Genomic DNA, 20,988 nt, shown 5'->3' on the forward strand with positions numbered 1-20,988 from the left:
TCCCTCGCATCAAACTAAAATATCAGTATAGAGCTCAGAAGCATCTGGCTCTTGATCACTTTGTGCAAAATCTACCGCATCAGCAACAATTGCACGGACCTCTTTCTCAATAGATTTTAAATCGTCTTCGCTCGCCCAATTTTTTTTAAGAATCCGACTTTTTACTTGATCAATCGGATCGTGCTCCTCTTTTATTTTTTGGACTTCTTCCTTTGAACGATATTTTGCTGGATCAGACATGGAATGACCACGATAGCGATAGGTCTGCATATCAAGAATGATCGGTCCTTTACCTGAGCGTGCCCAAGAAATTGCTTCATCAGCAGCTCCTTTTACTGATCGAACATCCATACCGTCAACAACAATACCTGGAATTTCAAAAGAAAGACCACGTCGTGAAAAATCAGTTTCTGCAGATGCACGTGAAACTGACGTTCCCATAGCATACTGATTATTTTCAATAATATAAACAACGGGAAGCTTCCAAAGTGAAGCCATATTAAAACTCTCGTAAACCTGCCCCTGATTTGCAGCACCATCACCAAAATAAACCAATGTCACATTATTTTTACCAAGGTACTGATTCGAAAATGCCAAACCTGAACCAATGGGAACCTGCGCACCAACAATACCATGTCCTCCATAAAAGTTCTTTTCTTTAGAGAACATATGCATCGAGCCACCTTTCCCTTTGGAAAAGCCACCTTGACGTCCCGTTAATTCTGCCATGACACCACGTGGGCTCATCCCAACGGCTAACATATGACCATGATCACGGTAAGACGTAATAACCTGATCACCTTCTTTTGCCGCTTTCAATGTTCCTATAACAACGGCTTCCTGACCAATATAAAGGTGACAAAATCCCCCAATAAGCCCCATACCATAAAGTTGTCCTGCTTTTTCTTCAAAACGGCGAATTAAAAGCATTTCACGATAAGCATCAATTTCTTCTTCTTTTGTAAAATCTGCTATTGGTGCTTTCTTTGTGGTGCTTGATAATGCAGTGCGCGCCGCCGACGCAGAATTTTTTTTAAGTCGTTCTGCCATATTAAACTCCCTTTTATGATTATTTAGGAATAACCTTTACGAACAAAAGTTACAAGCCTTATCAATCGGCTTAAACAATATCATTGCTGATTGTTGTTTAAATTAAGCGATTTTTCATTTACCTTTGGTATCATTTCAAGGTATTAAGATTGTCAATTCATTTGGCTTAGAAAAGTTCAAATTCTTTCGGACATACTCATCCAACATATCTTTTTCTATATGCCCATTGCGTAAAAGAGAAATACGCTTTTCCATGAATATCCGCTCAGCTTCTATTTTATGAAGCTCCTTTTCTAATTCGCTAATATGCTGATTAACTTCACTGCGTGAATACAATCCATACTCACCATGATAAATGTGATAACTGAAATAGCTTAAGACTCCCACCGTCATAAGAGGTAGTACAAAGCGTACTTTGATTGATCGACGTTTCTGCTTTGTCCACATAAAATAGCACAGTCTTTACAGCACAAATTTCTTGATATTTTGCCCAACTATGCATGATTTTGATTAATACCTCATTACCAAATCTACACCAAAATAATTTGTTATCATCAAAGTCCCCCCCTTAATACAATTAAAGTAAGCTGAATAACCCACTTTTTATATTATAAATATTGGATATCCTCTAAGTTGTGATTTTACACCCATCTTTGTCCTTAAAACTTCCTGTTAAAATGACTATAAAATCAATCAATACCCAAGGTGTAATTATCAAAAAAATTCCTATAAGCCCTACCGGCATAAGTATTACACTTATTATAAGTATTACACTTATTATATTTATAAGAAGCATTGCAATGCCCGTTCCAACTTTACCAACCATAAAACGATGAAGTCCTAGTCCACCTAGAAAAAAACAAACGACCGCTAACGTCACTTTTGATTGCTGTGACTGACCTTCAGTCAAGATAGGGAAAATAGATTTAATGGTATCCCCTTCACACACAAAATCAACGACGTCACCAACTTTCGGCGGCGTTTTTCCTGACCAATCCCAATTCGCAAACTGATAGCGCTTACCATCAGCCCCTGAAATGAAATAATCTCCTTGATCATGACCAATAATCTTACCTTTCATCTTCACCACCTATAAAATTGTTATTCATAAAGAAGCTTTTCTTCTAATATGATAATATGTTGAATAAACCTCACAGCATGAATACAGTCTGTATTCACCGTGATATATGACAATTTAAAAAGCTAAAAATTCCCCAACAACTTAAAATTCCCGCAATTACAAGTGGTAATACAAAGCACGCTGTTCGATTTGCACCTTTGCTTTTTTCATATGAAATAGTACAGTCTTTTTCAATAGTTTTATTTAAATATTCATAATTTTCTTTAATATTTCACATTTAAAGACATATATTAAAATAATTTACATTATTAAATTAATATATTGACAACATTAAAAGTAAAGAAAGTGCCTCACTCTTTACTTTTTATATTATTCTAAAATTTCTACCAATTTATAATTTTATCCCCATTTTCATCCCTAAAATATCCGGATAAAATAACTATAAAATCAATGAATGACCACGGTATAGTAACTAACAGCCCTATACCTGTTATCGTTATAAGAAGCATTACAATACCCGTTCCAACTTTACCAGCCATAAAGCGATGAATTCCCAATAAACCAAAAAACCAACAAACAAGTGCTATCGCCAATCTTGATTTTTCTGACTGCGATTTACTCAAAAGAGGGAGAACAGATTTAACAACATTATCTTCATATACAAAATCAACGGTATCACCCACTTTTGGTGGTTTTTTTCCTAACCAATCCCAACTCGTAAATTGATAACGCTTACCATCAGCCCCTGAAACAAAATAATCTCCTTGATCCTGACCAATAATCTTACCTTTCATTCTTGCCCACCTATAAAGCTGCTTCTCATGTGTTATTCATAAAGAGATTATTTCTAATTCGATAATATGCGGATTAACCTCACGGTGTAAATACAATTCGTACTCACCATGATAAACATGAAATTAAAATAGTTCGTAACTCCCCAATAATCTAATATTTCCCCCTGCTATAAGCAGTAACAAAAAACATGCTTTAGTTGATTTATATCTTTGCTTTACCCATATAAAATAGCATTGTCTTTTTCAATACGTTTACTTAGCTGTACATGTTTTTTAATATCTCATATTAAATAAATGTAGTACAATAATTTTGCATGATGCAACTTAATATATTTATAAAAATAAAAAGCGAGCTAAATCACCTTTTTTTATTATAAGATTTTCACAAATCTGTAATCTGATTTCCATCTTTATCCGTAAATCTTCCACCAAGAATGACTATAAAATCAACAATTGCCCAAATGCCGGTAATTATCAATCCAAACAATGATAAAGATAGAACTAGCATTAAAGCACCAGTCCTAACTTTACCAACCATAAAGCGATGGACACCAAAGATACCTGCAACCCAACAAAGCAGTGCGAACATTATCTTTGTGTTCTCTGTACCTGATCTCAACAATGGAAAAACAGAACTGACAACCCCCCCTTCACAGACAAAATCAACAGCATTACCAATCCTTGGTGGATTCTTTCCCAACCAATCCCAAGTCGCAAACTGATAACGTTTACCATCATCACCCGAAACGAGATAATTTCCTTGATCTTGACTAATAATTATACCTCTCATCTTAATCCCTATAAATTTAAACACTTAAAAATTATTGCGTATATGCCTTTGATAAGAAATATCAATTTCATAATCTAAATGATCTTATACTTTCATATTTTGTGCTCACAACTATACACGATATAAATCACCAGCATAATGCGCTTGGGCTCCTAGCATTTCTTCAATACGGATAAGTTGATTGTATTTTGCTAATCTATCCGAACGTGCAAGAGAACCTGTTTTAATTTGTCCACAATTCGTTGCAACAGCAAGATCTGCAATGAAAGAATCCTCTGTCTCGCCTGAACGATGAGATATAATGGCACGATAACCTGCTTTATGTGCTACTTCTACAGCATCAAGTGTTTCACTCAATGTACCAATTTGATTAACTTTTATGAGAATAGAATTGCCTACCCCCATTTTGATACCATCACGCAAACGTGCTGAATTCGTTACAAACAAATCATCGCCAACAAGCTGACATTTTTCTCCAATTGTGTCAGTAAGTAGCTTCCAACCTTCCCAATCATCCTCTGCCATTCCATCTTCAATTGTAATAATAGGATAATTTTTCACAAGCTGCGCTAAATAATCTACCTGCTCTTGGGTGTCACGGCATTTCCCCTCACCTTTATAAAAATACGAACCATTTTTATAAAATTCGGTTGAAGCACAGTCTAAACCAATGGCAATTTGTTCACCTGGTTTATAGCCACATATCATGATAGATTCCATAATAAAATCAATTGCTTGATCAGCACTTTTAAATTGAGGAGCAAAACCACCTTCATCACCAACATTGGTATTATAACCCGCATCTTTTAAACGCTTTTTCAATGCATGGAAAATCTCAGCGCCATAACGGATAGCTTCTTTTACAGTAGGAGCTCCTATAGGAATAATCATAAACTCTTGAAAATCAATCAAATTATCAGCATGAACACCACCATTAATAATATTCATCATGGGGGTTGGAAGAATATGCGCTTGTGTACCACCAATATAACGATACAAAGGTAAATTTAATGAATCCGCAGCTGCTTTTGCAACAGCTAATGAAACACCAAGAAGTGCATTGGCACCAAGACGGGCTTTGTTTGGCGTTCCATCCAAAGCAATCATTGCTTGATCAATAGCAATTTGATTTGTTGCATCCCGCCCACCAAGTTCTTCAAGAATTTCGCCATTAACTGCAGCAACCGCTTTTTCAACACCTTTCCCTTGATAGCGCAAACCACCATCACGAAGCTCTATAGCCTCGTGTGCTCCTGTTGAAGCTCCCGAAGGAACCAGAGCGCGACCAAAAGCTCCATTCTCCAAATGAACATCAACTTCTACCGTTGGATTACCACGGCTATCAAGAACTTCACGCCCAATGATATCGACAATTATAGTCATATGTGTTTCCTTATCCAATAAAAGTCTCGATTCATTTATAATGCCCTATTAATGAAATATTTTTTCTCTTCTCAACTCAACTTTTTTGACAGATAATCAAATTCCATTAAAGTCTCAAGCAATCTTTGTAAATCATCAACTTTAACCATATTGGGTCCATCAGAAGGTGCATTATCTGGATCTTGATGTGTTTCTAAAAAAATACCAGCTACCCCAACAGAGACAGCTGCACGCGCTAAAATTTCAACAAATTGACGCTGTCCACCAGATGAAGCCCCCTGCCCCCCAGGTTCTTGAACAGAATGCGTTGCATCAAAAATAACAGGAGCACCAAATGAACGTAAAATAGGCAACGAACGCATATCAGAAATAAGTCGGTTGTAACCAAATGACGTGCCTCGCTCACAAAGCATAACATTCGGATTACCACTGTAAACAACCTTTTTTAAAACATTCTCCATGTCCCACGGCGCTAAAAACTGACCTTTTTTAATGTTAATAACACATTCTGTTTTGGCGGCTGCTACCAAAAGATCTGTTTGACGACATAAAAAAGCCGGTATTTGTAAAATATCAACTGTAGAAGAAACAATTGTACATTGCTCTTCTGTATGCACATCAGTTAATATGGGACAATTAAACTCTTTTTTTAAATCAGAAAAAATGGACATTGCTTTTTCAAGACCAATACCACGTGCCGCCCCCAAAGAGGTTCTGTTGGCTTTATCGTAACTTGATTTATAAACAAACCCGATACCAAGCTGATCGGTAATTGTTTTAATACGACCAGCCATTTCAAAAGCATGATCACGACTTTCCATCTGACACGGCCCTGCAATTAATGAAAGAGGCATTTCATTTGAAAAAATCATATTTCCAACTTTCACACGGGCATTTGGTTTAGTCATTTTATCCCTCAAAAGCAAAGTAATCCAATTTACGCATTAAACCAATCGACTTTGTTCTACAGCGGCTTCAATAAAAGAAGAAAAAAGAGGATGTGGATCAAAAGGACGTGATTTTAATTCTGGATGATATTGAACACCAATAAACCATGGATGATCTACATATTCTATCGTTTCTGGTAAAATACCATCAGGAGACATCCCAGAAAAAATCAAACCACACTGTTCTAACTTATCCTTATAATCAATATTGACCTCATAACGATGACGATGTCGCTCGACAATCTTGGTCATCCCATAAATTTGAGCAATATGACTCTCTTCTTTTAACTCAGCAGCAAAAGCACCAAGGCGCATTGAACCGCCGAGATCACCATTTCTTGTACGTTTTTCAAGAACATCTCCTTTAAGCCATTCTGTCATTAAACCTACAATTGGATTGTCTGTTTCGCAAAACTCACTTGATGAAGCATTCTCAATCTGTGCAATATTGCGCGCAGCTTCTATACAAGCTAATTGCATCCCAAAACAAATCCCTAAAAATGGAACTTTACGCTCTCGCGCAAATTGAATTGCTCGAATCTTCCCTTCTGCCCCTCGTGCCCCAAAAGCACCTGGAACTAAAATTCCATGGGCTTTTTGTAAAGCTGAAACAGAATCTTCTTTTTCAAAAAGCTCCGAATCAATCCACTCAATATTAACTTTCACTCTATTCGCTAAACCACCATGCGCAATCGCTTCAATAAGAGATTTATAAGCATCCTTTAAGCCCGTATATTTTCCCACAACAGCAATCGTAACTTCTCCTTCAGGATGATGAATACGATGCGTAATATCTTCCCAACGATCCATCTTGGGGGAAGGTGCCGAATCGATTCCAAAAGCGCAAAGAACTTCAGAGTCCAAACCCTCCTTATGGTATGCCATAGGAACATCATAAATTGTTGGCATATCTAATGCCTGAATGACTGCATTGGAGCGAACATTGCAAAAAAGTGATAATTTGCACCGTTCTGTTTCTGGAATAGATCGATCTGCACGTACAAGCAAAATATCAGGAGAAATACCAACTGCTTGCAATTCTTTGACAGAATGTTGTGTTGGTTTCGTTTTTAATTCACCTGCTGAAGGAATATAAGGCATTAATGTGAGATGGACATAAACGACATTTTGTCTCGGTAGCTCATTGCGAAGCTGACGAATCGCTTCTAGAAAAGGCATTGCTTCAATATCACCAACCGTTCCACCTATCTCACACAAAACAAAATCAAATTCTTCATTTCCCATCGTAATGAATCTCTTAATTTCATCTGTAACATGAGGAATAACTTGGACTGTTGCCCCCAAATAATCACCACGCCGCTCTCGTTCAATGATATTGCGATAAATACGCCCTGTTGTAATATTATCTTGGCTATTTGCAGAACGCCCAGTAAAACGCTCATAATGACCAAGATCAAGATCCGTTTCTGCACCATCATCGGTCACAAATACTTCACCATGTTGATAAGGCGACATCGTACCTGGATCAACATTTAAATAAGGATCAAGTTTGCGAAGACGTACGCGATAGCCACGAGCCTGTAATAACGCTGCTAACGCCGCCGCTGCGATGCCTTTTCCAAGGGAAGAAACCACACCACCAGTAATAAAAACATAACGTGCCATGGGCTTATGGTGATAAGCAATTTATAATGATTTTTCCAGCAAAAAATGCAAAAAGAAACAATTTTTCTTCTAAAATAAAAAAGGCGAAAAAAATCACCTTTTTTAAAAAGTCTATGTTTTCTTAAAAAACTATTTTATACTGTTATCGGGAACTGTATTTTCAAGAACCTGAGGAACTGGACTTTCTGCTTCAGGATTTGTGGACTGTTTCTGTTCCTGCGAAGAATTCGAAGTGCCTCCTAGCTGTTCAAGAATAGAAGGGGAGGACTCACCATCTGACGATGGGACTGATCCTGAGTCTTTATTGGTAGAATTCTGTTCTGAATTAACCGGTATACGCTTTAAGATATCAGAACTAGAATTTGATATATTACTCACCACGGTAAGTCCAATAGACACAACAAAAAAACAACAGGCTAAAATAGCAGTCAAACGTGTTAAAGGGTTTCGAGATCCACGAGTTTTCATCAACCCTGAGCTATTACTCACACCTAGCCCACCACCTTCTGAAGGTTGAATTAATATAACACCAACCAAAGTAATCACAATCAAAAAATGAATAACTATAAGTACTGTTTGCATAAACCCTGCTCTTCAAATAACTCTTTAATAGCTATTTACACATAAATAACACACAATCCAAGGGGAAACTCAAATTTCTCTGCTATAGTTTACGACAAACATCGCAAATAGTTAAAAAATCAATCGCTTTTAAGCTTGCTCCACCTATCAAAGCACCATTAACATGAGCAATGCTTAAAAGCTCAAATGCATTGGATGGTTTTACGGATCCACCATAAAGCAAACGTATCTTATTGCCTTCATCACCAAAACGAGAGCGCACCCTATCACGAATGAAATGATGTACTTTTGCAATATCTTCTGGAGTCGCTGTGTTGCCGGTGCCTATCGCCCAAACTGGTTCATAAGCGATAATGGTATTCTCTGCTGTTGCATCATCTGGGAGAGATTCTTCAAGCTGCTGCGTGAGAATATCCAGTACTTTATTATTATTACGCTCCTCCAATGTTTCACCAATACATACAAGAGCCACAAGACCTGCTCGCCACGCAGCTTGCACTTTGGCACAGACAATCGCATCATTTTCCTGGTACACTGTACGACGTTCTGAATGCCCAATAATAACATGACTTGCTCCCGCTTCTTTAAGCATAAAAGCTGAAATATCTCCAGTATAAGGACCATGATCATCAAAGTGACAATTTTGTCCTCCCAAAAGGAGATTTTCACCATTCAGCGTATTAGAAGCACGCGATAAAAGCGTTGCTGGAACACAAATAAGCGCCTCAAAAAGATGACCTAGATCAGAGCTAACGCCTGTAGCAATAGCACGCAACTCTCCAAGCGATTCACTCGTTCCATTCATTTTCCAATTTCCAGCAAGAAAAGGCCGAATATTTTGAGACATATTTTCACCTCAAGAGCTTTTACAATACATTGTTTATCTGTAGTTACCAAATTATAAAATGAAAGCAAGTCTTTAAAGCTTGCATCTTTCATCCCTTTATTGCAAATTCCATTACAGCTTTGATAATAACTCACATTAAAAATGGACTTGAACAATGCTTGACATCATAAGAAATGCTACAAATTCTTGGATTTTTAGAATTTTCCTTGCTATTTTACTCTTATGCTTCATTCTTTTATGGGGGGTACCGCAGTTACACAAAAAAAGTGAAAGAGATCTTATTACTTCTGGAAAGTCCACAGTAACTGTCGATGATTATCGTCTTGCACTCGCCGATCAAAGCGCACGTTTAGCATATGCTGCTCATCTTGGACGAATGTTTACAACAAATGAAATGCAGCAATACCAAATTCCTGCTTTTGTATTTAATCAATTACAACAAAATGTACTGCTTGATGAACAAGCACGTAAAATGAAAATAAGTCTTTCAAAAGATACAATAGCTCATACGATTGGTTCTGATAAGATGTTCCAGGTAAATGGCACTTTTGATAAAAACTTGTTTTATAACTATCTTCAGCATTTACGTATTAGTGAAAGTGCTTTTCTTAATTATTACACCAAACAAGAAAAGCGTAATCAGCTTATTGCTGCTTTACTTTCTGATATGAAGGCACCAAATCTCTTTTATAAAGCACTTGCTCTTTATCAAGGAGAAATGCGTATTGCTGATTATCTCGTTATTGATCTAAAAGAAAAGAAAACAATTGCTGATCCTGATTACGAAACATTACAAAAATGGTTTGAAACACATCAAAGTCAATTTCGTGCTCCAGAATACCGTACTGTCTCTTTGCTATCTATGGAACTTAATGATTTTGTAAAACCTAAAGATATCTCAACAGATGAGGCGAAAGCCTATTATACACAAAATGCTTCACGTTTTGTAACGCCTGAAAAGCGTACATTCGAAGAACTGCGATTCCCCTCACGCGAAGAAGCCGATAATGCAGCAAAAAAAATAGCTGATGGATTGAGTTTTGATGAACTGGTAAAAGCTGAAAAAAAGACTCTTAATGACATAAAAAAAGGTCCTCTCGCAGAAAACGAACTTCCTAATCATCTGACATCTGAAATTTTTGAACTTCAACAAGGCCAAGTCAGTCCTGTGATAAATGACTTACAGGGACCTGTTCTCATTCGCGTTACGCATATTGAACCTTCAAGCTCTCTTCCTTTTGAAAGTGTAGAAGAAAATATTCGCCAAATACTTGCCAAAAATCGTGCTACTGATGATATCCGTAACAATTATGCTGCCATTGAAAATGCTCGTTTTGAGGGTGCTTCTCTCAAAGAGTTAGCTGACCAATACAAGTTATCTTTGCGCACAATTACTATTGATAAAACGGGAAAAACGCTTGAAGGTGCAATACTCACGGATTTACCTCAAAAAGATATTTTACTGAATGCCATCTATCAATCAAACGAAGGAGTCGATCTTGATCCTCTCTCTTTTCAAAATGGTGGATATCTCTGGTACAAGGTCGATAAAATTATTCCTTCCCGTGATAAGACACTTGAAGAGGCTAAGCTAGATGTTCTTTCTCAATGGAAAGATGAGGAAATCCAACGTCTTCTTGATGAAAAAGCCCAAAATGCTCTCAAACAGCTCACGGAAGGAAAAAGTCTTGTTGCTCTTGCTCATACCCTTGGTGTTACAAAACAAACAACACCAACCCTCCGGCGTCAAGACTCATCTGAAACCCTTGGCGTTGAAGGCATTAAAGCATTATTTTCCGCTCCCAAAGGTCATTATGGCATCATAAAAGGTCCGGTTGCAACAAACCGTATCATTTATCAAATAAAGACTGTAACCATGCCTAAAGATATCACGTCTCATAATCTTTCAACTGAGGTCCGCGCCAATATAGATATGATGATAAGAGAAGATCTCAAGCTAGAAATGCTACAAGTTGCCAATAAAGAACATCCTTTGGAAATTAATAGCACAAATTATAATCAGATCTTTAACGCTCTCCAATAAAAAGATTGTGCATAATTTTAAGAACTTATTGATAAAGTTTTCATCAGCTCTTCGTCTATAGTTGAAGAGGTAAGACGGGTTTCTTGTCTGCATATCTTAGGATCAGCGTTTGTATAATGATTCATTTTCTCGCAAAACAGTGCATGTATGGATTTGCGAGAAAATAGTCAATGGAATGTAGAATCGTTTTTGCAATGCATTAAAAAACATTATCCATCCAAAGGTCGTAAAGGTTGCCGCCCATTAAGCTATAAACATCATCCCTATCGTCATTCATTCATAGCTCATTATATTGCTACTCTTAATATTCATTCATAGGGAGCGTATTGCTTCTTCCTTAAATGATTTCATTTACACATCCAACTTATAATAGATAAAAAAACTATTTTTAAAATTCATTATAAAAATGGAGAAATCTTTTTCTATTCAAGACTCTCATTCAATATAAGAAAAAACGTATTATCATTATAAATCAATATATTCATCAATCATAACAGTCATCAATTATGATGTTATAATTTCTCAAAAATAAGAGTTTTTTATAGACTTATAGACTGCTAAGATAACTTCTCTCATAAAATAGAAATTTTATTTCATTTGCAAATGAGCTACAATCAATACATTCAGAGTACTTAAAAGTTCTTCATCAAACAAACCAATGTATTAAGATTTATCTTATGTTTTTCTTTCTCTGCATCTCACCCATCCAATACACTGAATAAAACATATTACTGATGAAGAAATACAGCGTATTTTCAAGATCATAAAATTTCTTATTCTTCTGTGTTCATAACAACCAAAACATCAACATTTTTTATAACAAAAAAATGGTTTGGAATCACAATAGCTCCTTTTATCTTCATATGAAAAAATCAGTCTACATGTTACGCATTCCAACGTAGTAATATTTTTTTACAATATCTTTGGAAAATTGCCGCTTATTGCTGCCCTTGTTATCAACCAATAGCGATACATCAATGGCAAAGTTGCGCTCTCTTGAAAAATTGCTGCCCCCAGCTGTATAGCTTTTTGAAGAGAAGCCGGTACAATGACCAATGGAAGAAAAGCTGGCTTAAGAACTCTCGGTAAAATACAAGAATACTCGTAAAATTGGGTATAATGATCGCGCGATAATGCTACCATAGCTTCAACAATACAACCCTTTTGTTGATCACTGAGACGATGAGATTCCAAATCTTCCCTATTCACTCCTACAGCCTTTAATATATCAGTGGGTAAATAATATTGATATCGTGATTGCATGAATGATAAAAGACGCAATACACCGCTTAATCCTTGAGAAATCCCTCCGTGTTCATAGATATCTGTAAACTCTTGTGCAGTTTCAGGATCTAATATCTGACAAGAAAGCTGTAAAATTATGCCTGCTGTCTCACCACAATAATGCTCTAGATCATGAAGTGTTTCTATTGGATTGTGATAAAGATCTAAAATTTGCGCATCACAATAACGTAAAAAAGCTGCCTTAGGTAAATTAAAAAGAGTGATTGCTTTTAATAAATCATTCAAAATCGGATTGTTTCCACTCGTTTGCATTTCACCATGAGCAATAGCATCATACCACCAACGTAACCGTATTTCTCCTATGAGTGGATCATGTACACTTTCGCGGATACGAGAAACTTCAGCATTAAATACATAAAGAGCAGCCAATGCTTGGCGCTTTTTTTTAGGTGCAAATAAAACCGATATATAGCGATCACGATCTATGGTACGTAAAATATCAAGACAATAAGGAAGAGAGCCTATCATTCTATGAACCTATTAACGTCCCTTTTTTAGCAATTAAATTAATACCCTCTTTTTATTCATATTAAAAAATGAAGGATAAGCAAATACAGTTCAGAAAATAAGATTTTTAAATGTGTCTCTTAACTGTATTATGAATTAAAATTTCTTTTCTAGTCCCTTTTCGTTTTAGAAAGAAAAAAATTAAATAAATAATTTTTCTGATAAAACTTATCTTATCGGACTTCAAGTTTTCATTTGCAATAAAAAAGCTAAAAACCAATCGTAACATGCATAGTAAAACTTGAACAACAAACAATGCAAGACACTTTTTCAGTGGATAGATGACAATGTTATTTTATAAAAAATGCACTGATCACAAAAACTTCATCAAATCATTGACCTCCTCCCCATCCTAAAAGACAAAGGTTCTTACCAACACCAATTTCTAAAAAATCCAATTGCTCTCGGTACGTTTCTGTTACTATAAACGCATTGATTTATAATGATAATTTTGTGTTTTGTATGTTAAATTAGAATCCCAAATATCGTAGATATGCTTTCATTTCAAACCAATTCCATGTTACATCAATAAAAACTATTCCCTTGCACGTCACAAGCGGAACTGGCTTGTAGGTAAAACTGTATAAGAAAGAATTAAAATGCCTCTTATGAACCGTCTTAAGTGCCAAGAGCTGATCACTCATGTGATTCATTAGGAACTATGAGCAAACTTTGTCCTGAATACTTGCTGCTGTATTTAAAAACACTTAATGTGTTAAGTTATGTATATTCTATACCCTTATATCACCGCCTTAAACGACAGTATTTTACAGCGCAGAAAATAATCACACAAGTCTTTCATGCTAGACCAGAGCCTTTGTTTTATTAAACAATACTCTATTCTACCGCAAATAATAACGCTGCAACAGCGCGATCTTCAGCCAATAAAACATTAAATGTACGCACCGCCGCTCCCGTACTCATTGTATCTGATGAAATACGTTTTTCCCATAAAAGCACCCGTAACTCTTCAGGTAATCGTAATAATTCAATTCCAGTACCTATTAATAAAACTTCGATTTCAGAAGCTTCTTCTAAAATACGAGATATATCCCCTTGAGTGGGAACAGGCCCTGCCATCTCAATGCCATAAATACCTGATGGTACACAAATAATAGAACCTCTATGAGACATATCAGCAAAACGAAACCCACCATTTCCATAAGCATCAATAGGTGCGCGACTTGGAAAATGTGCTTCACGAATTTGAATTGCATCGAACATGAATATGCACCTTTTATTTTTGAATAATCCAATTGTCTTTGCTTCTTCTCACCATAAAAATTAAAGTAAGGCTGATATAAACATTGATATGTTAAACATAGCCTAGTATTGAAGTGAAAATTTTTATATAATGCCCTAATCTTCTCATACAACAAATATATGAAAATTTGGGAATAAACCGCTGTAAAATGCTATACCTGCTTAAATAAATCTATCTTTTAAAAAGTTTCCTCAGCTTATTTACTCACAAATTGCTTTTTATAAAAACAATGATCTTGTTTAAAAAACAGAAAAAAATTGCGTAATATTCTATAAATAAAACAACTATTTTAATAATCTAAAGAAAACAAAAACTCCATTTTCTGTAGCCACTATAAAAGCCTCTTTTTCAATGAAATTGTCTTGATCTTGCCAAGCTTTTTATAAAAATGCTTAAAAAATGTAATAAACTGCCATTACACCTTAAGATGCATTTTCCTTTGATATAGCTTTTTTCTCTTTAGAGATACTCATATCTTCTTTCGTTGTCGTTTTAGATTTAGACTTTTGTGGTCTTTTTGCTTTAGCATTAAGTTTTGATTTTTTTTCTGCAACCGGCTCACCTTTAACGCGCACATCAGCTAATGTTGAGCGAATAACACGAATATTCATACTCTCACCAATTTCAACCTCTAATTCACCACTCTCGTCGTGAACCTTCGTAACCTTGCCGATAATACCACCACCCGTTATAACTGTATCACCACGACGTACTGCATTAAGCATTTCTTGGCGTTTTTTCATTTGGGCACGCTGTGGACGAATGATAAAAAAATACATAATTGCAAAAATTAAAATGAATGGGACAGCGCTAGCAAATGAAATTCCACCGGAAACATCGCCTGCAACTTGAGCATAAGCGTTCGTAATAAACATTTTTATCTCCTATAGTTAAACCTCAGGTATTTCCCACTCTATTAAAATGAAATTCCGATACAGAAAAAATTCCTAAAGAATTTATCATAAAAAGCAATAACTACATAATCTAATCACAGCTTTACAAAAATACAATAAATCCTTAAGAGGCAGAATACCAAAATACAATGAGAAAAATCTTAAAAAATAGATTCACTTTCCCCTATTGTATATCCTACAATACAAATCTTTTCACTAACTCAATAAATTATACAAGATAATTTTTCTAATGAACAAACTTAATTTATATAGATAATTTATCGTTTTTGATATCAAATGACAGATCTAAATACAATAAAACGATCTCATTTCAAACCTTCTGAATTAATCAAAACGATTTTCTTGCACGTCACACATATGAAACGAGCCTGTCGATAAAAACTTTTTAAGAAAGGCGTGAAATATCTTTTTTCATGCTTCTCTCAAATGCAAGAGCAATTGGAATACTCAAAGCTGACAAACAGTATGATACTATTGTCTTACACTTTCATAAATACAAAGATGGTAATATCTAACGACCCCAACGAACTACTCTCCTGAAACCAATGATTTTTTGCTGCTATATTATTGATTTAAGAAAATCAATTGTTTTTCATGAATTTTCTATAAACTGTAAGACTATTCAAATGTCAAAGTTATCAATAAATTAGTTTTCTAAATATTTAAGGGGATCAACAGGTAATGAATTCTTACGCATCTCAAAATAGACACGTGGCGTTTTAACATTTCCTGAAACACCAGATTTAGCAATCTCATCACCGCGCCTTATCCTTTGTCCTTTGTTAACAACAAGCTTACTATTACATCCATAAATAGTGATAATATCATTTTCATGTCGAATCATCACAACATTACCAAGCTCTTTTAATCCATCTCCCGCGTAAATAACCACACCATTTTCTGCCGCCTTTACCGAAGACCCTTCAGGCACTGCAATATCTATTCCTCGATTCATTACTGTTCCCTTTTTTTGACCGAACTGGCTTAATAAACGCCCTCGTACTGGCCAACGCATCTTAGAAATTCCTGTGGCTTGCGGAGTCGTCATATTATCTGTATTCGTAACAGTACTTGACAAACCAGTCTCATGTTTCAATTGCGTCATCTGTTTAGAAAAATTTTTCTCAGAACTTGATTTGTTCATCTTTGCAGAGGGTGGCGTTGTTACAGGAGCTTTATATATAGGAGAGGACTTCTTGTTTTTTATAGAGGACATCACTTGAGATTGGGATGCAGATTCTGTTGTTGACACTGCCCAATCGTTATTACTGTGTGCATTTGAAGATGCTAATGTACGCCTGCTTGGAACAACCAGTACCTGACCAATATAAATGGAATTGCTGTTTATACCATTTGCTAATTTTAATGCCTCAACACTAACCCCTACTTGTCGTGCAATATTGAGCAGTGTATCTCCACTCTGGACAATATAAGAATTCCGCCGAAAAATAGGAGATTTATCCATTTGTGAACGAGAAAGTGTTCCAAGATTACGTGGAGGGGAGCCCATAACGCGACCATCAGAAGAAGTTATCCTATCTTGATGTGGAAAATTATAGGGGGAATTATCATCTCCCCACGAATCATCGCTTGATTCCACAGGTGGCAATTCAGTGCTTTGTATCATACCACTACCGTATGATAGCATTCGCGGGTCTGTATACATAGTGCTTGATATATTTGATTGAGATGATACCGTACGATGAGAGAACGTATTGGAAAAACGCTGTGTACCAGAACTACAACCAGCAACAATAGTTACCACCGCTAACAAAGTTATTCTCTGAAAATTATGCTGGAAAATATTATCCAAAGCTTTTAGACACATCGTTTTGCTCACTCATCAATAATCAACTCACTCCATTAAAGCTTTTTTAAATTACCGAAGAGTTAAAATGAGATGTTTTATTCATAAATATCTTTATATAAGATCAAAATGAACTTAACGTAGACAATTTGCAGAAACTTCTTAGCTTGTAAAAATTAAAGTATCTCCGCAATGCCTTTAATAAAAGGTTGGTAACGCACTTGGAACAGTTCTAAACACTCAAATCGACTACCAATTTTTGTATAGCGCGTCACCGTTTGTACCCCTTCGTCAGGTCCTATCGCCTGAATGAGAATTCCATTTTCAGCTAAAAGTTCTAAAAATTCCTTTGGTTCATCAAAACGTGATGGCCAAATAAGAATGCGATCAAATGATCCTAAGCCTGTCACGCTATGACTTCCATCAATCTGCCGTATAACAATATTTTCAATTCCTAAAGTTTGAAATTTTTGGCGTGCTAAATCAACAAGCGTTTTATAACGATCAATCGTTGTCACACGGTCACTCAGACATGCCATAAGAGCAGTACAAAAACCAGATCCTGTACCAATTTCTAAGACACGATGCCTTTTTTTCAACGATAATGCCGAAAGAATTAAGAGTTGTTCTTCCAAACGTTCCATATATTCACCACACTCAAGGGGAATAACTTTATTATCATAAGCACTATTGAACCAAGGAGCAGCAACAAACTGTTGACGCGGAATTTTCTCTAATGCCGAAAAAAATCGCACGTCATCAATGCCTTTGCTACGCATTTTCAGTACAAGAGCGGCTAACTCCTCACGAAATTGTAAAATACCCTTTTGCCCCATAGTATCATTCAATCTCCAATGGAGGTACACTTTTATCATACTGACAAACTGCTTCTTTTAAAATGGCAAAAACTTGCGTCTGTGTATCATCACCTCTTGGCAATAAACGCATATTGTCTCTCCTTTCGTAAAATTAAGCAGTAATACAGCGCATGCCTCCCATATAAGGTTGTAAAACATCTGGAATAATAATTGATCCATCAGCCTGTTGATAATTTTCAAGTACAGCAATAAGACAACGTCCAACAGCCGTACCAGAACCATTAAGGCTATGAACAAAATGCAATTTTTTATCGCCGTCTTTACGATAGCGCGCATTCATACGGCGACCTTGAAAATCTCCACAAACTGAACAGCTAGAAATTTCACGATAACATTCTTGACCAGGAAGCCAAACCTCGATGTCATAGGTTTTACGCGCTGCAAACCCCATATCACCCGTAGAAAGAACCACTGTGCGAAAAGGCAAACCAAGCCGTTTTAATATATCTTCTGCACATTCCGTCATACGTTCCAATTCAATTAAAGACTGCTCTTCACTGGTAATCGAGACCATTTCAACTTTCCAAAATTGATGCTGACGCAACATACCGCGCGTATCACGACCGGCTGCTCCCGCCTCTGAACGAAAACAGGGAGATAAAGAAGAAAATCGCAGTGGTAAATCTGATATTTCAAAAATTTCATCGTTGACCAAATTGGTTAATGGCACTTCTGCTGTGGAAATAAGCCATCGACCATCTGTTGTACGAAAAAGGTCTTCAGCAAATTTCGGTAATTGTGCTGCTCCGTAAACAATCTCATCACGAACAAGAAGAGGTACTGAGACTTCTGTGTAACCATTCTCATTGACATGCACATCAAGCATAAATTGGCCTAATGCTCGTTCTAGCCGTGCTAACGCCCCTGAAAGTACTGTAAAACGTGTTCCAGACAAACGACTAGCTCGTTCAAAATTCATCTGTTTGAGATCTTGACCAAGATCAAAATGTTCCTTTGGTGTAAAATTAAATATTGGAGGTGTACCAAAATGTCGAATGACGACATTATCACTTTCATCTTTACCTTCTGGAACATCATCTAATGGAATATTTGGAAGTGCTGAAAGAATTTTCTCAAGACTCTCCGTCAGCTGTTTTTCTTCCACTGTTGCAGAGGAAAGAAAAGCTTTAATCTCTTCAACTTCAGCTCTAAGACGTTCAGCCATTTGCTGATCCGATACCGCTAAAGCCTGTCCTATTTCCTTTGAAACAGCATTGCGACGTTCCTGCGCCAATTGCACCTTAGCAATATGCGACCGACGTGCAAGATCAAGTTGTATTAACCTTTCAGCTTGTGGCTCAAGACCTCTACTTACGAGTGCTTTATCTAATTTCTCAGGATTGTCACGAATCCACTTAATATCAAGCATAAAAATTCCTCATTTATATTGTTTTTATTCATTCCTTATCGCATAAGATTATACACTTTTCTTAAGCGGATTTTCTTCTCTTTTCTATACTGTAAGCAATTAAAATTGAAATCTCGTAAAGTGCTATTGTTGGTAAAGCCACTGCAAACATCGTAAAAAAATCCGACGGCGTTATGATTGCCGCAATGATAAAAGAGAGCAAAATAGCCCATTTTCGTTTAGACACCAAATCATGAGACGTTAAAAATCCAATTTTTGTTAAAAGACTGATGACAAGAGGTAATTGAAAAATCAAACCAAAAATTAGGATAAATGATGTCATAAAGCCCAAATAATCAGAAATACGCACTATAAACTCTATTTTTAAATGAACATCTGGAAGAAATTGTTGAGAAAGGCTAAACCATAGTATTATTGGCGCTAATAGACCATAAACAAACGCTCCCCCAATACAAAATAAAATAGGCCCCCCAATGAGAAATGGTAAAAAAGCCATCCGCTCATTTTTATAAAGCCCTGGTGCAATAAAACTATAAAACTGAAAAGCCGTATAGGGAAAAGATAAAATAATTCCCCCAAAAGCAGAAAGCTTCATCTTCGTTAAAAAAGTTTCCCATACTTGCGTTGATTGCAAACGAATACCCTCAGGATTACCCCCTGCTATTTTCATTGCCCACTGATATGGCCATAGTAAAAAAATTAAGATATAATCTTTAACAAGAAAACACATCATAAAAGCGATCATAAATGCAACCAAGGCAGCAATAATTCGCTGACGAAGTTCAATTAAATGTTCTAAAAGTGGTGCCATATGGGCATCAACTTCATCTTTCTTAACATTCATGACATATCTTCTTTATCTTTAGAAGCAATAGATACTGTCGTATCTTTATTGGTTACGTTTTGATCGCATTCCAAAATTTCTTTATCTTTTTTTGATTTATGGTGTGTTGCCTTAACATCCAAATTATCGTGGATATCTTCTAATGTATTTTGAATGGGATCAAAAGTCTCTGTCAACTTCTTACTTGAATCGCTAATATTCGAACATGTTTTTTGCAAAGCATCGAGCTCGATTTGTCTTATTGCATCATCAAACTGATGACGCAATTCATTTGCTGTTGAACACATATGAGCTCTTACCTTTGCTACTGTTTTTAATATTTTAGGTAAATCTTTCGGTCCAACGACAATGATGAGAACAAGTAAGATTACGATAAACTCTGGTCCATCAATCCCAAACATCTCTTAATTCGACTTTCTCATCAAAAAATAATGCACAATGATGATTGCGTTTTTGTTACTGTTTTTTAGCAACAGATGTTTTGCGTTTTTTAGAAGCAGAAGAAACCTTTCTGCGCGCTGTTGCATGTTTTACCGATAACGGCTGAGATTGTTGTGATTCTACATCAATTATTTGGGAAGTAGGAGCCATTTCAACTTTATCCTCAATGCTGTCATCTTCTTCCTTCATATTTTTTTTGAAGGCTTTAATTCCCTTAGCAACATCGCCCATTAATTCAGAAATTTTACCGCGACCGAAAAGCACAAAGATAATCAATAAAATTACAATTAAATGCGTTGGTGAAAAAATATTACCCATTACTCTCTCTAACTTATGCTTTTAAATTTGATTTCATTTATTCATGCTTCCTCTGAAGAATGTATCAAATATAATATCTTACTTGTATATTTTCTTCTTAACTTAAAAACAATTACACGCTTTTATTGCAAAAGAACTTTTTATCCTCTCATCCCTTTTTAGCGTACTATAACACAAACCATTCAACAATGATAAAC

Annotated in this window: 20 protein-coding genes; 1 reads left to right on the forward strand and 19 read right to left on the reverse strand. The window is 36.0% G+C overall.

Annotated elements, in window-relative coordinates; translation table 11 throughout:
- Positions 1-9 precede the first annotated feature (9 nt).
- The 10 genes from pdhA to tpiA form a co-directional block, all read right to left on the reverse strand.
- Positions 10-1,050 carry a pyruvate dehydrogenase (acetyl-transferring) E1 component subunit alpha gene (gene pdhA, locus ACFILO_RS02425; protein WP_375677777.1) on the reverse strand — a complete coding sequence of 347 codons (1,041 nt, stop codon included), beginning with the start codon at positions 1,048-1,050 and terminating at the stop codon, positions 10-12.
- Positions 1,051-1,185: 135 nt separating this feature from the next.
- The gene (locus ACFILO_RS02430) at positions 1,186-1,497 is read right to left on the reverse strand and encodes a septum formation initiator family protein (RefSeq protein ID WP_012754998.1); all 312 of its coding nucleotides are present in this window, start codon (positions 1,495-1,497) and stop codon (positions 1,186-1,188) included.
- 181 nt (positions 1,498-1,678) lie between these two features.
- Positions 1,679-2,131, reverse strand: coding sequence for a TM2 domain-containing protein (locus ACFILO_RS02435; RefSeq protein ID WP_375643076.1), 453 nt, complete (start codon positions 2,129-2,131; stop codon positions 1,679-1,681).
- A gap of 383 nt (positions 2,132-2,514) precedes the next feature.
- Positions 2,515-2,925 (reverse strand): NINE protein, encoded by a 411-nt coding sequence (locus tag ACFILO_RS02440; RefSeq protein ID WP_375677778.1) that lies wholly within the window; start codon positions 2,923-2,925, stop codon positions 2,515-2,517.
- A 382-nt stretch (positions 2,926-3,307) separates the two neighbouring features.
- Complete coding sequence (locus ACFILO_RS02445; protein ID WP_375677779.1) at positions 3,308-3,715, reverse strand: TM2 domain-containing protein; 408 nt, start codon at positions 3,713-3,715, stop codon at positions 3,308-3,310.
- A gap of 111 nt (positions 3,716-3,826) precedes the next feature.
- Positions 3,827-5,098 carry a phosphopyruvate hydratase gene (gene eno / locus ACFILO_RS02450; protein WP_375628970.1) on the reverse strand — a complete coding sequence of 424 codons (1,272 nt, stop codon included), beginning with the start codon at positions 5,096-5,098 and terminating at the stop codon, positions 3,827-3,829.
- A gap of 71 nt (positions 5,099-5,169) precedes the next feature.
- Positions 5,170-6,006 (reverse strand): 3-deoxy-8-phosphooctulonate synthase, encoded by an 837-nt coding sequence (kdsA, locus tag ACFILO_RS02455; protein ID WP_273791141.1) that lies wholly within the window; start codon positions 6,004-6,006, stop codon positions 5,170-5,172.
- A gap of 36 nt (positions 6,007-6,042) precedes the next feature.
- Positions 6,043-7,671: a CTP synthase gene (locus ACFILO_RS02460; RefSeq protein ID WP_375631768.1), complete on the reverse strand. Its 1,629-nt coding sequence runs from the start codon at positions 7,669-7,671 to the stop codon at positions 6,043-6,045.
- Between the two features lie 129 nt (positions 7,672-7,800).
- The gene (gene secG / locus ACFILO_RS02465) at positions 7,801-8,253 is read right to left on the reverse strand and encodes a preprotein translocase subunit SecG (RefSeq protein WP_375677780.1); all 453 of its coding nucleotides are present in this window, start codon (positions 8,251-8,253) and stop codon (positions 7,801-7,803) included.
- Between the two features lie 82 nt (positions 8,254-8,335).
- Positions 8,336-9,100: a triose-phosphate isomerase gene (gene tpiA / locus ACFILO_RS02470; RefSeq protein WP_375612907.1), complete on the reverse strand. Its 765-nt coding sequence runs from the start codon at positions 9,098-9,100 to the stop codon at positions 8,336-8,338.
- Positions 9,101-9,254: 154 nt separating this feature from the next.
- On the opposite strand from tpiA, the gene ACFILO_RS02475 reads away from it, so the two are divergent.
- Positions 9,255-11,144, forward strand: a complete 1,890-nt coding sequence (locus ACFILO_RS02475; protein WP_375612908.1) for a peptidyl-prolyl cis-trans isomerase — start codon at positions 9,255-9,257, stop codon at positions 11,142-11,144.
- 912 nt (positions 11,145-12,056) lie between these two features.
- Here the strand turns inward: ACFILO_RS02475 and ACFILO_RS02480 are convergent.
- The 9 genes from ACFILO_RS02480 to tatA all read right to left on the reverse strand — a co-directional run bounded on the left by ACFILO_RS02480 (position 12,057) and on the right by tatA (position 20,791).
- A complete protein-coding gene (locus ACFILO_RS02480) occupies positions 12,057-12,917 on the reverse strand; it encodes a phytoene/squalene synthase family protein (RefSeq protein ID WP_375645463.1) in 861 nt (286 codons plus the stop codon).
- 876 nt (positions 12,918-13,793) lie between these two features.
- Positions 13,794-14,180, reverse strand: coding sequence for an Mth938-like domain-containing protein (locus ACFILO_RS02485; RefSeq protein WP_375606262.1), 387 nt, complete (start codon positions 14,178-14,180; stop codon positions 13,794-13,796).
- Between the two features lie 462 nt (positions 14,181-14,642).
- Positions 14,643-15,095: a preprotein translocase subunit YajC gene (gene yajC / locus ACFILO_RS02490; RefSeq protein WP_375612910.1), complete on the reverse strand. Its 453-nt coding sequence runs from the start codon at positions 15,093-15,095 to the stop codon at positions 14,643-14,645.
- 685 nt (positions 15,096-15,780) lie between these two features.
- The gene (locus tag ACFILO_RS02495; protein ID WP_375677781.1) at positions 15,781-16,962 is read right to left on the reverse strand and encodes a peptidoglycan DD-metalloendopeptidase family protein; all 1,182 of its coding nucleotides are present in this window, start codon (positions 16,960-16,962) and stop codon (positions 15,781-15,783) included.
- 155 nt (positions 16,963-17,117) lie between these two features.
- The gene (locus tag ACFILO_RS02500; protein ID WP_273791164.1) at positions 17,118-17,777 is read right to left on the reverse strand and encodes a protein-L-isoaspartate(D-aspartate) O-methyltransferase; all 660 of its coding nucleotides are present in this window, start codon (positions 17,775-17,777) and stop codon (positions 17,118-17,120) included.
- A gap of 133 nt (positions 17,778-17,910) precedes the next feature.
- The gene (gene serS, locus ACFILO_RS02505) at positions 17,911-19,188 is read right to left on the reverse strand and encodes a serine--tRNA ligase (RefSeq protein WP_375620754.1); all 1,278 of its coding nucleotides are present in this window, start codon (positions 19,186-19,188) and stop codon (positions 17,911-17,913) included.
- A gap of 61 nt (positions 19,189-19,249) precedes the next feature.
- Complete coding sequence (gene tatC, locus ACFILO_RS02510; protein WP_375677782.1) at positions 19,250-20,032, reverse strand: twin-arginine translocase subunit TatC; 783 nt, start codon at positions 20,030-20,032, stop codon at positions 19,250-19,252.
- Positions 20,029-20,433 carry a twin-arginine translocase subunit TatB gene (locus ACFILO_RS02515; RefSeq protein WP_375612914.1) on the reverse strand — a complete coding sequence of 135 codons (405 nt, stop codon included), beginning with the start codon at positions 20,431-20,433 and terminating at the stop codon, positions 20,029-20,031. Before ACFILO_RS02515 ends, tatC begins: the two co-directional genes overlap by 4 nt.
- A 55-nt stretch (positions 20,434-20,488) precedes the next feature.
- Entirely contained in the window at positions 20,489-20,791 is a 303-nt protein-coding gene (gene tatA, locus ACFILO_RS02520) for a twin-arginine translocase TatA/TatE family subunit (protein WP_375652271.1), read from the reverse strand.
- Positions 20,792-20,988: the final 197 nt, after the last annotated feature.

Source organism: Bartonella sp. AP72JLCBS (assembly GCF_042195705.1).
Lineage (GTDB): Bacteria > Pseudomonadota > Alphaproteobacteria > Rhizobiales > Rhizobiaceae > Bartonella.

Coding starts and splice junctions, on each gene's coding strand:
- pdhA (WP_375677777.1), bottom strand. CDS start 1,050: ATGGCAGAACGACTTAAAAAAAATTCTGCGTCGGCGGCGCGCACTGCA.
- ACFILO_RS02430 (WP_012754998.1), bottom strand. CDS start 1,497: ATGTGGACAAAGCAGAAACGTCGATCAATCAAAGTACGCTTTGTACTA.
- ACFILO_RS02435 (WP_375643076.1), bottom strand. CDS start 2,131: ATGAAAGGTAAGATTATTGGTCATGATCAAGGAGATTATTTCATTTCA.
- ACFILO_RS02440 (WP_375677778.1), bottom strand. CDS start 2,925: ATGAAAGGTAAGATTATTGGTCAGGATCAAGGAGATTATTTTGTTTCA.
- ACFILO_RS02445 (WP_375677779.1), bottom strand. CDS start 3,715: ATGAGAGGTATAATTATTAGTCAAGATCAAGGAAATTATCTCGTTTCG.
- eno (WP_375628970.1), bottom strand. CDS start 5,098: ATGACTATAATTGTCGATATCATTGGGCGTGAAGTTCTTGATAGCCGT.
- kdsA (WP_273791141.1), bottom strand. CDS start 6,006: ATGACTAAACCAAATGCCCGTGTGAAAGTTGGAAATATGATTTTTTCA.
- ACFILO_RS02460 (WP_375631768.1), bottom strand. CDS start 7,671: ATGGCACGTTATGTTTTTATTACTGGTGGTGTGGTTTCTTCCCTTGGA.
- secG (WP_375677780.1), bottom strand. CDS start 8,253: ATGCAAACAGTACTTATAGTTATTCATTTTTTGATTGTGATTACTTTG.
- tpiA (WP_375612907.1), bottom strand. CDS start 9,100: ATGTCTCAAAATATTCGGCCTTTTCTTGCTGGAAATTGGAAAATGAAT.
- ACFILO_RS02475 (WP_375612908.1), top strand. CDS start 9,255: ATGCTTGACATCATAAGAAATGCTACAAATTCTTGGATTTTTAGAATT.
- ACFILO_RS02480 (WP_375645463.1), bottom strand. CDS start 12,917: ATGATAGGCTCTCTTCCTTATTGTCTTGATATTTTACGTACCATAGAT.
- ACFILO_RS02485 (WP_375606262.1), bottom strand. CDS start 14,180: ATGTTCGATGCAATTCAAATTCGTGAAGCACATTTTCCAAGTCGCGCA.
- yajC (WP_375612910.1), bottom strand. CDS start 15,095: ATGTTTATTACGAACGCTTATGCTCAAGTTGCAGGCGATGTTTCCGGT.
- ACFILO_RS02495 (WP_375677781.1), bottom strand. CDS start 16,962: ATGTGTCTAAAAGCTTTGGATAATATTTTCCAGCATAATTTTCAGAGA.
- ACFILO_RS02500 (WP_273791164.1), bottom strand. CDS start 17,777: ATGGGGCAAAAGGGTATTTTACAATTTCGTGAGGAGTTAGCCGCTCTT.
- serS (WP_375620754.1), bottom strand. CDS start 19,188: ATGCTTGATATTAAGTGGATTCGTGACAATCCTGAGAAATTAGATAAA.
- tatC (WP_375677782.1), bottom strand. CDS start 20,032: ATGAATGTTAAGAAAGATGAAGTTGATGCCCATATGGCACCACTTTTA.
- ACFILO_RS02515 (WP_375612914.1), bottom strand. CDS start 20,433: ATGTTTGGGATTGATGGACCAGAGTTTATCGTAATCTTACTTGTTCTC.
- tatA (WP_375652271.1), bottom strand. CDS start 20,791: ATGGGTAATATTTTTTCACCAACGCATTTAATTGTAATTTTATTGATT.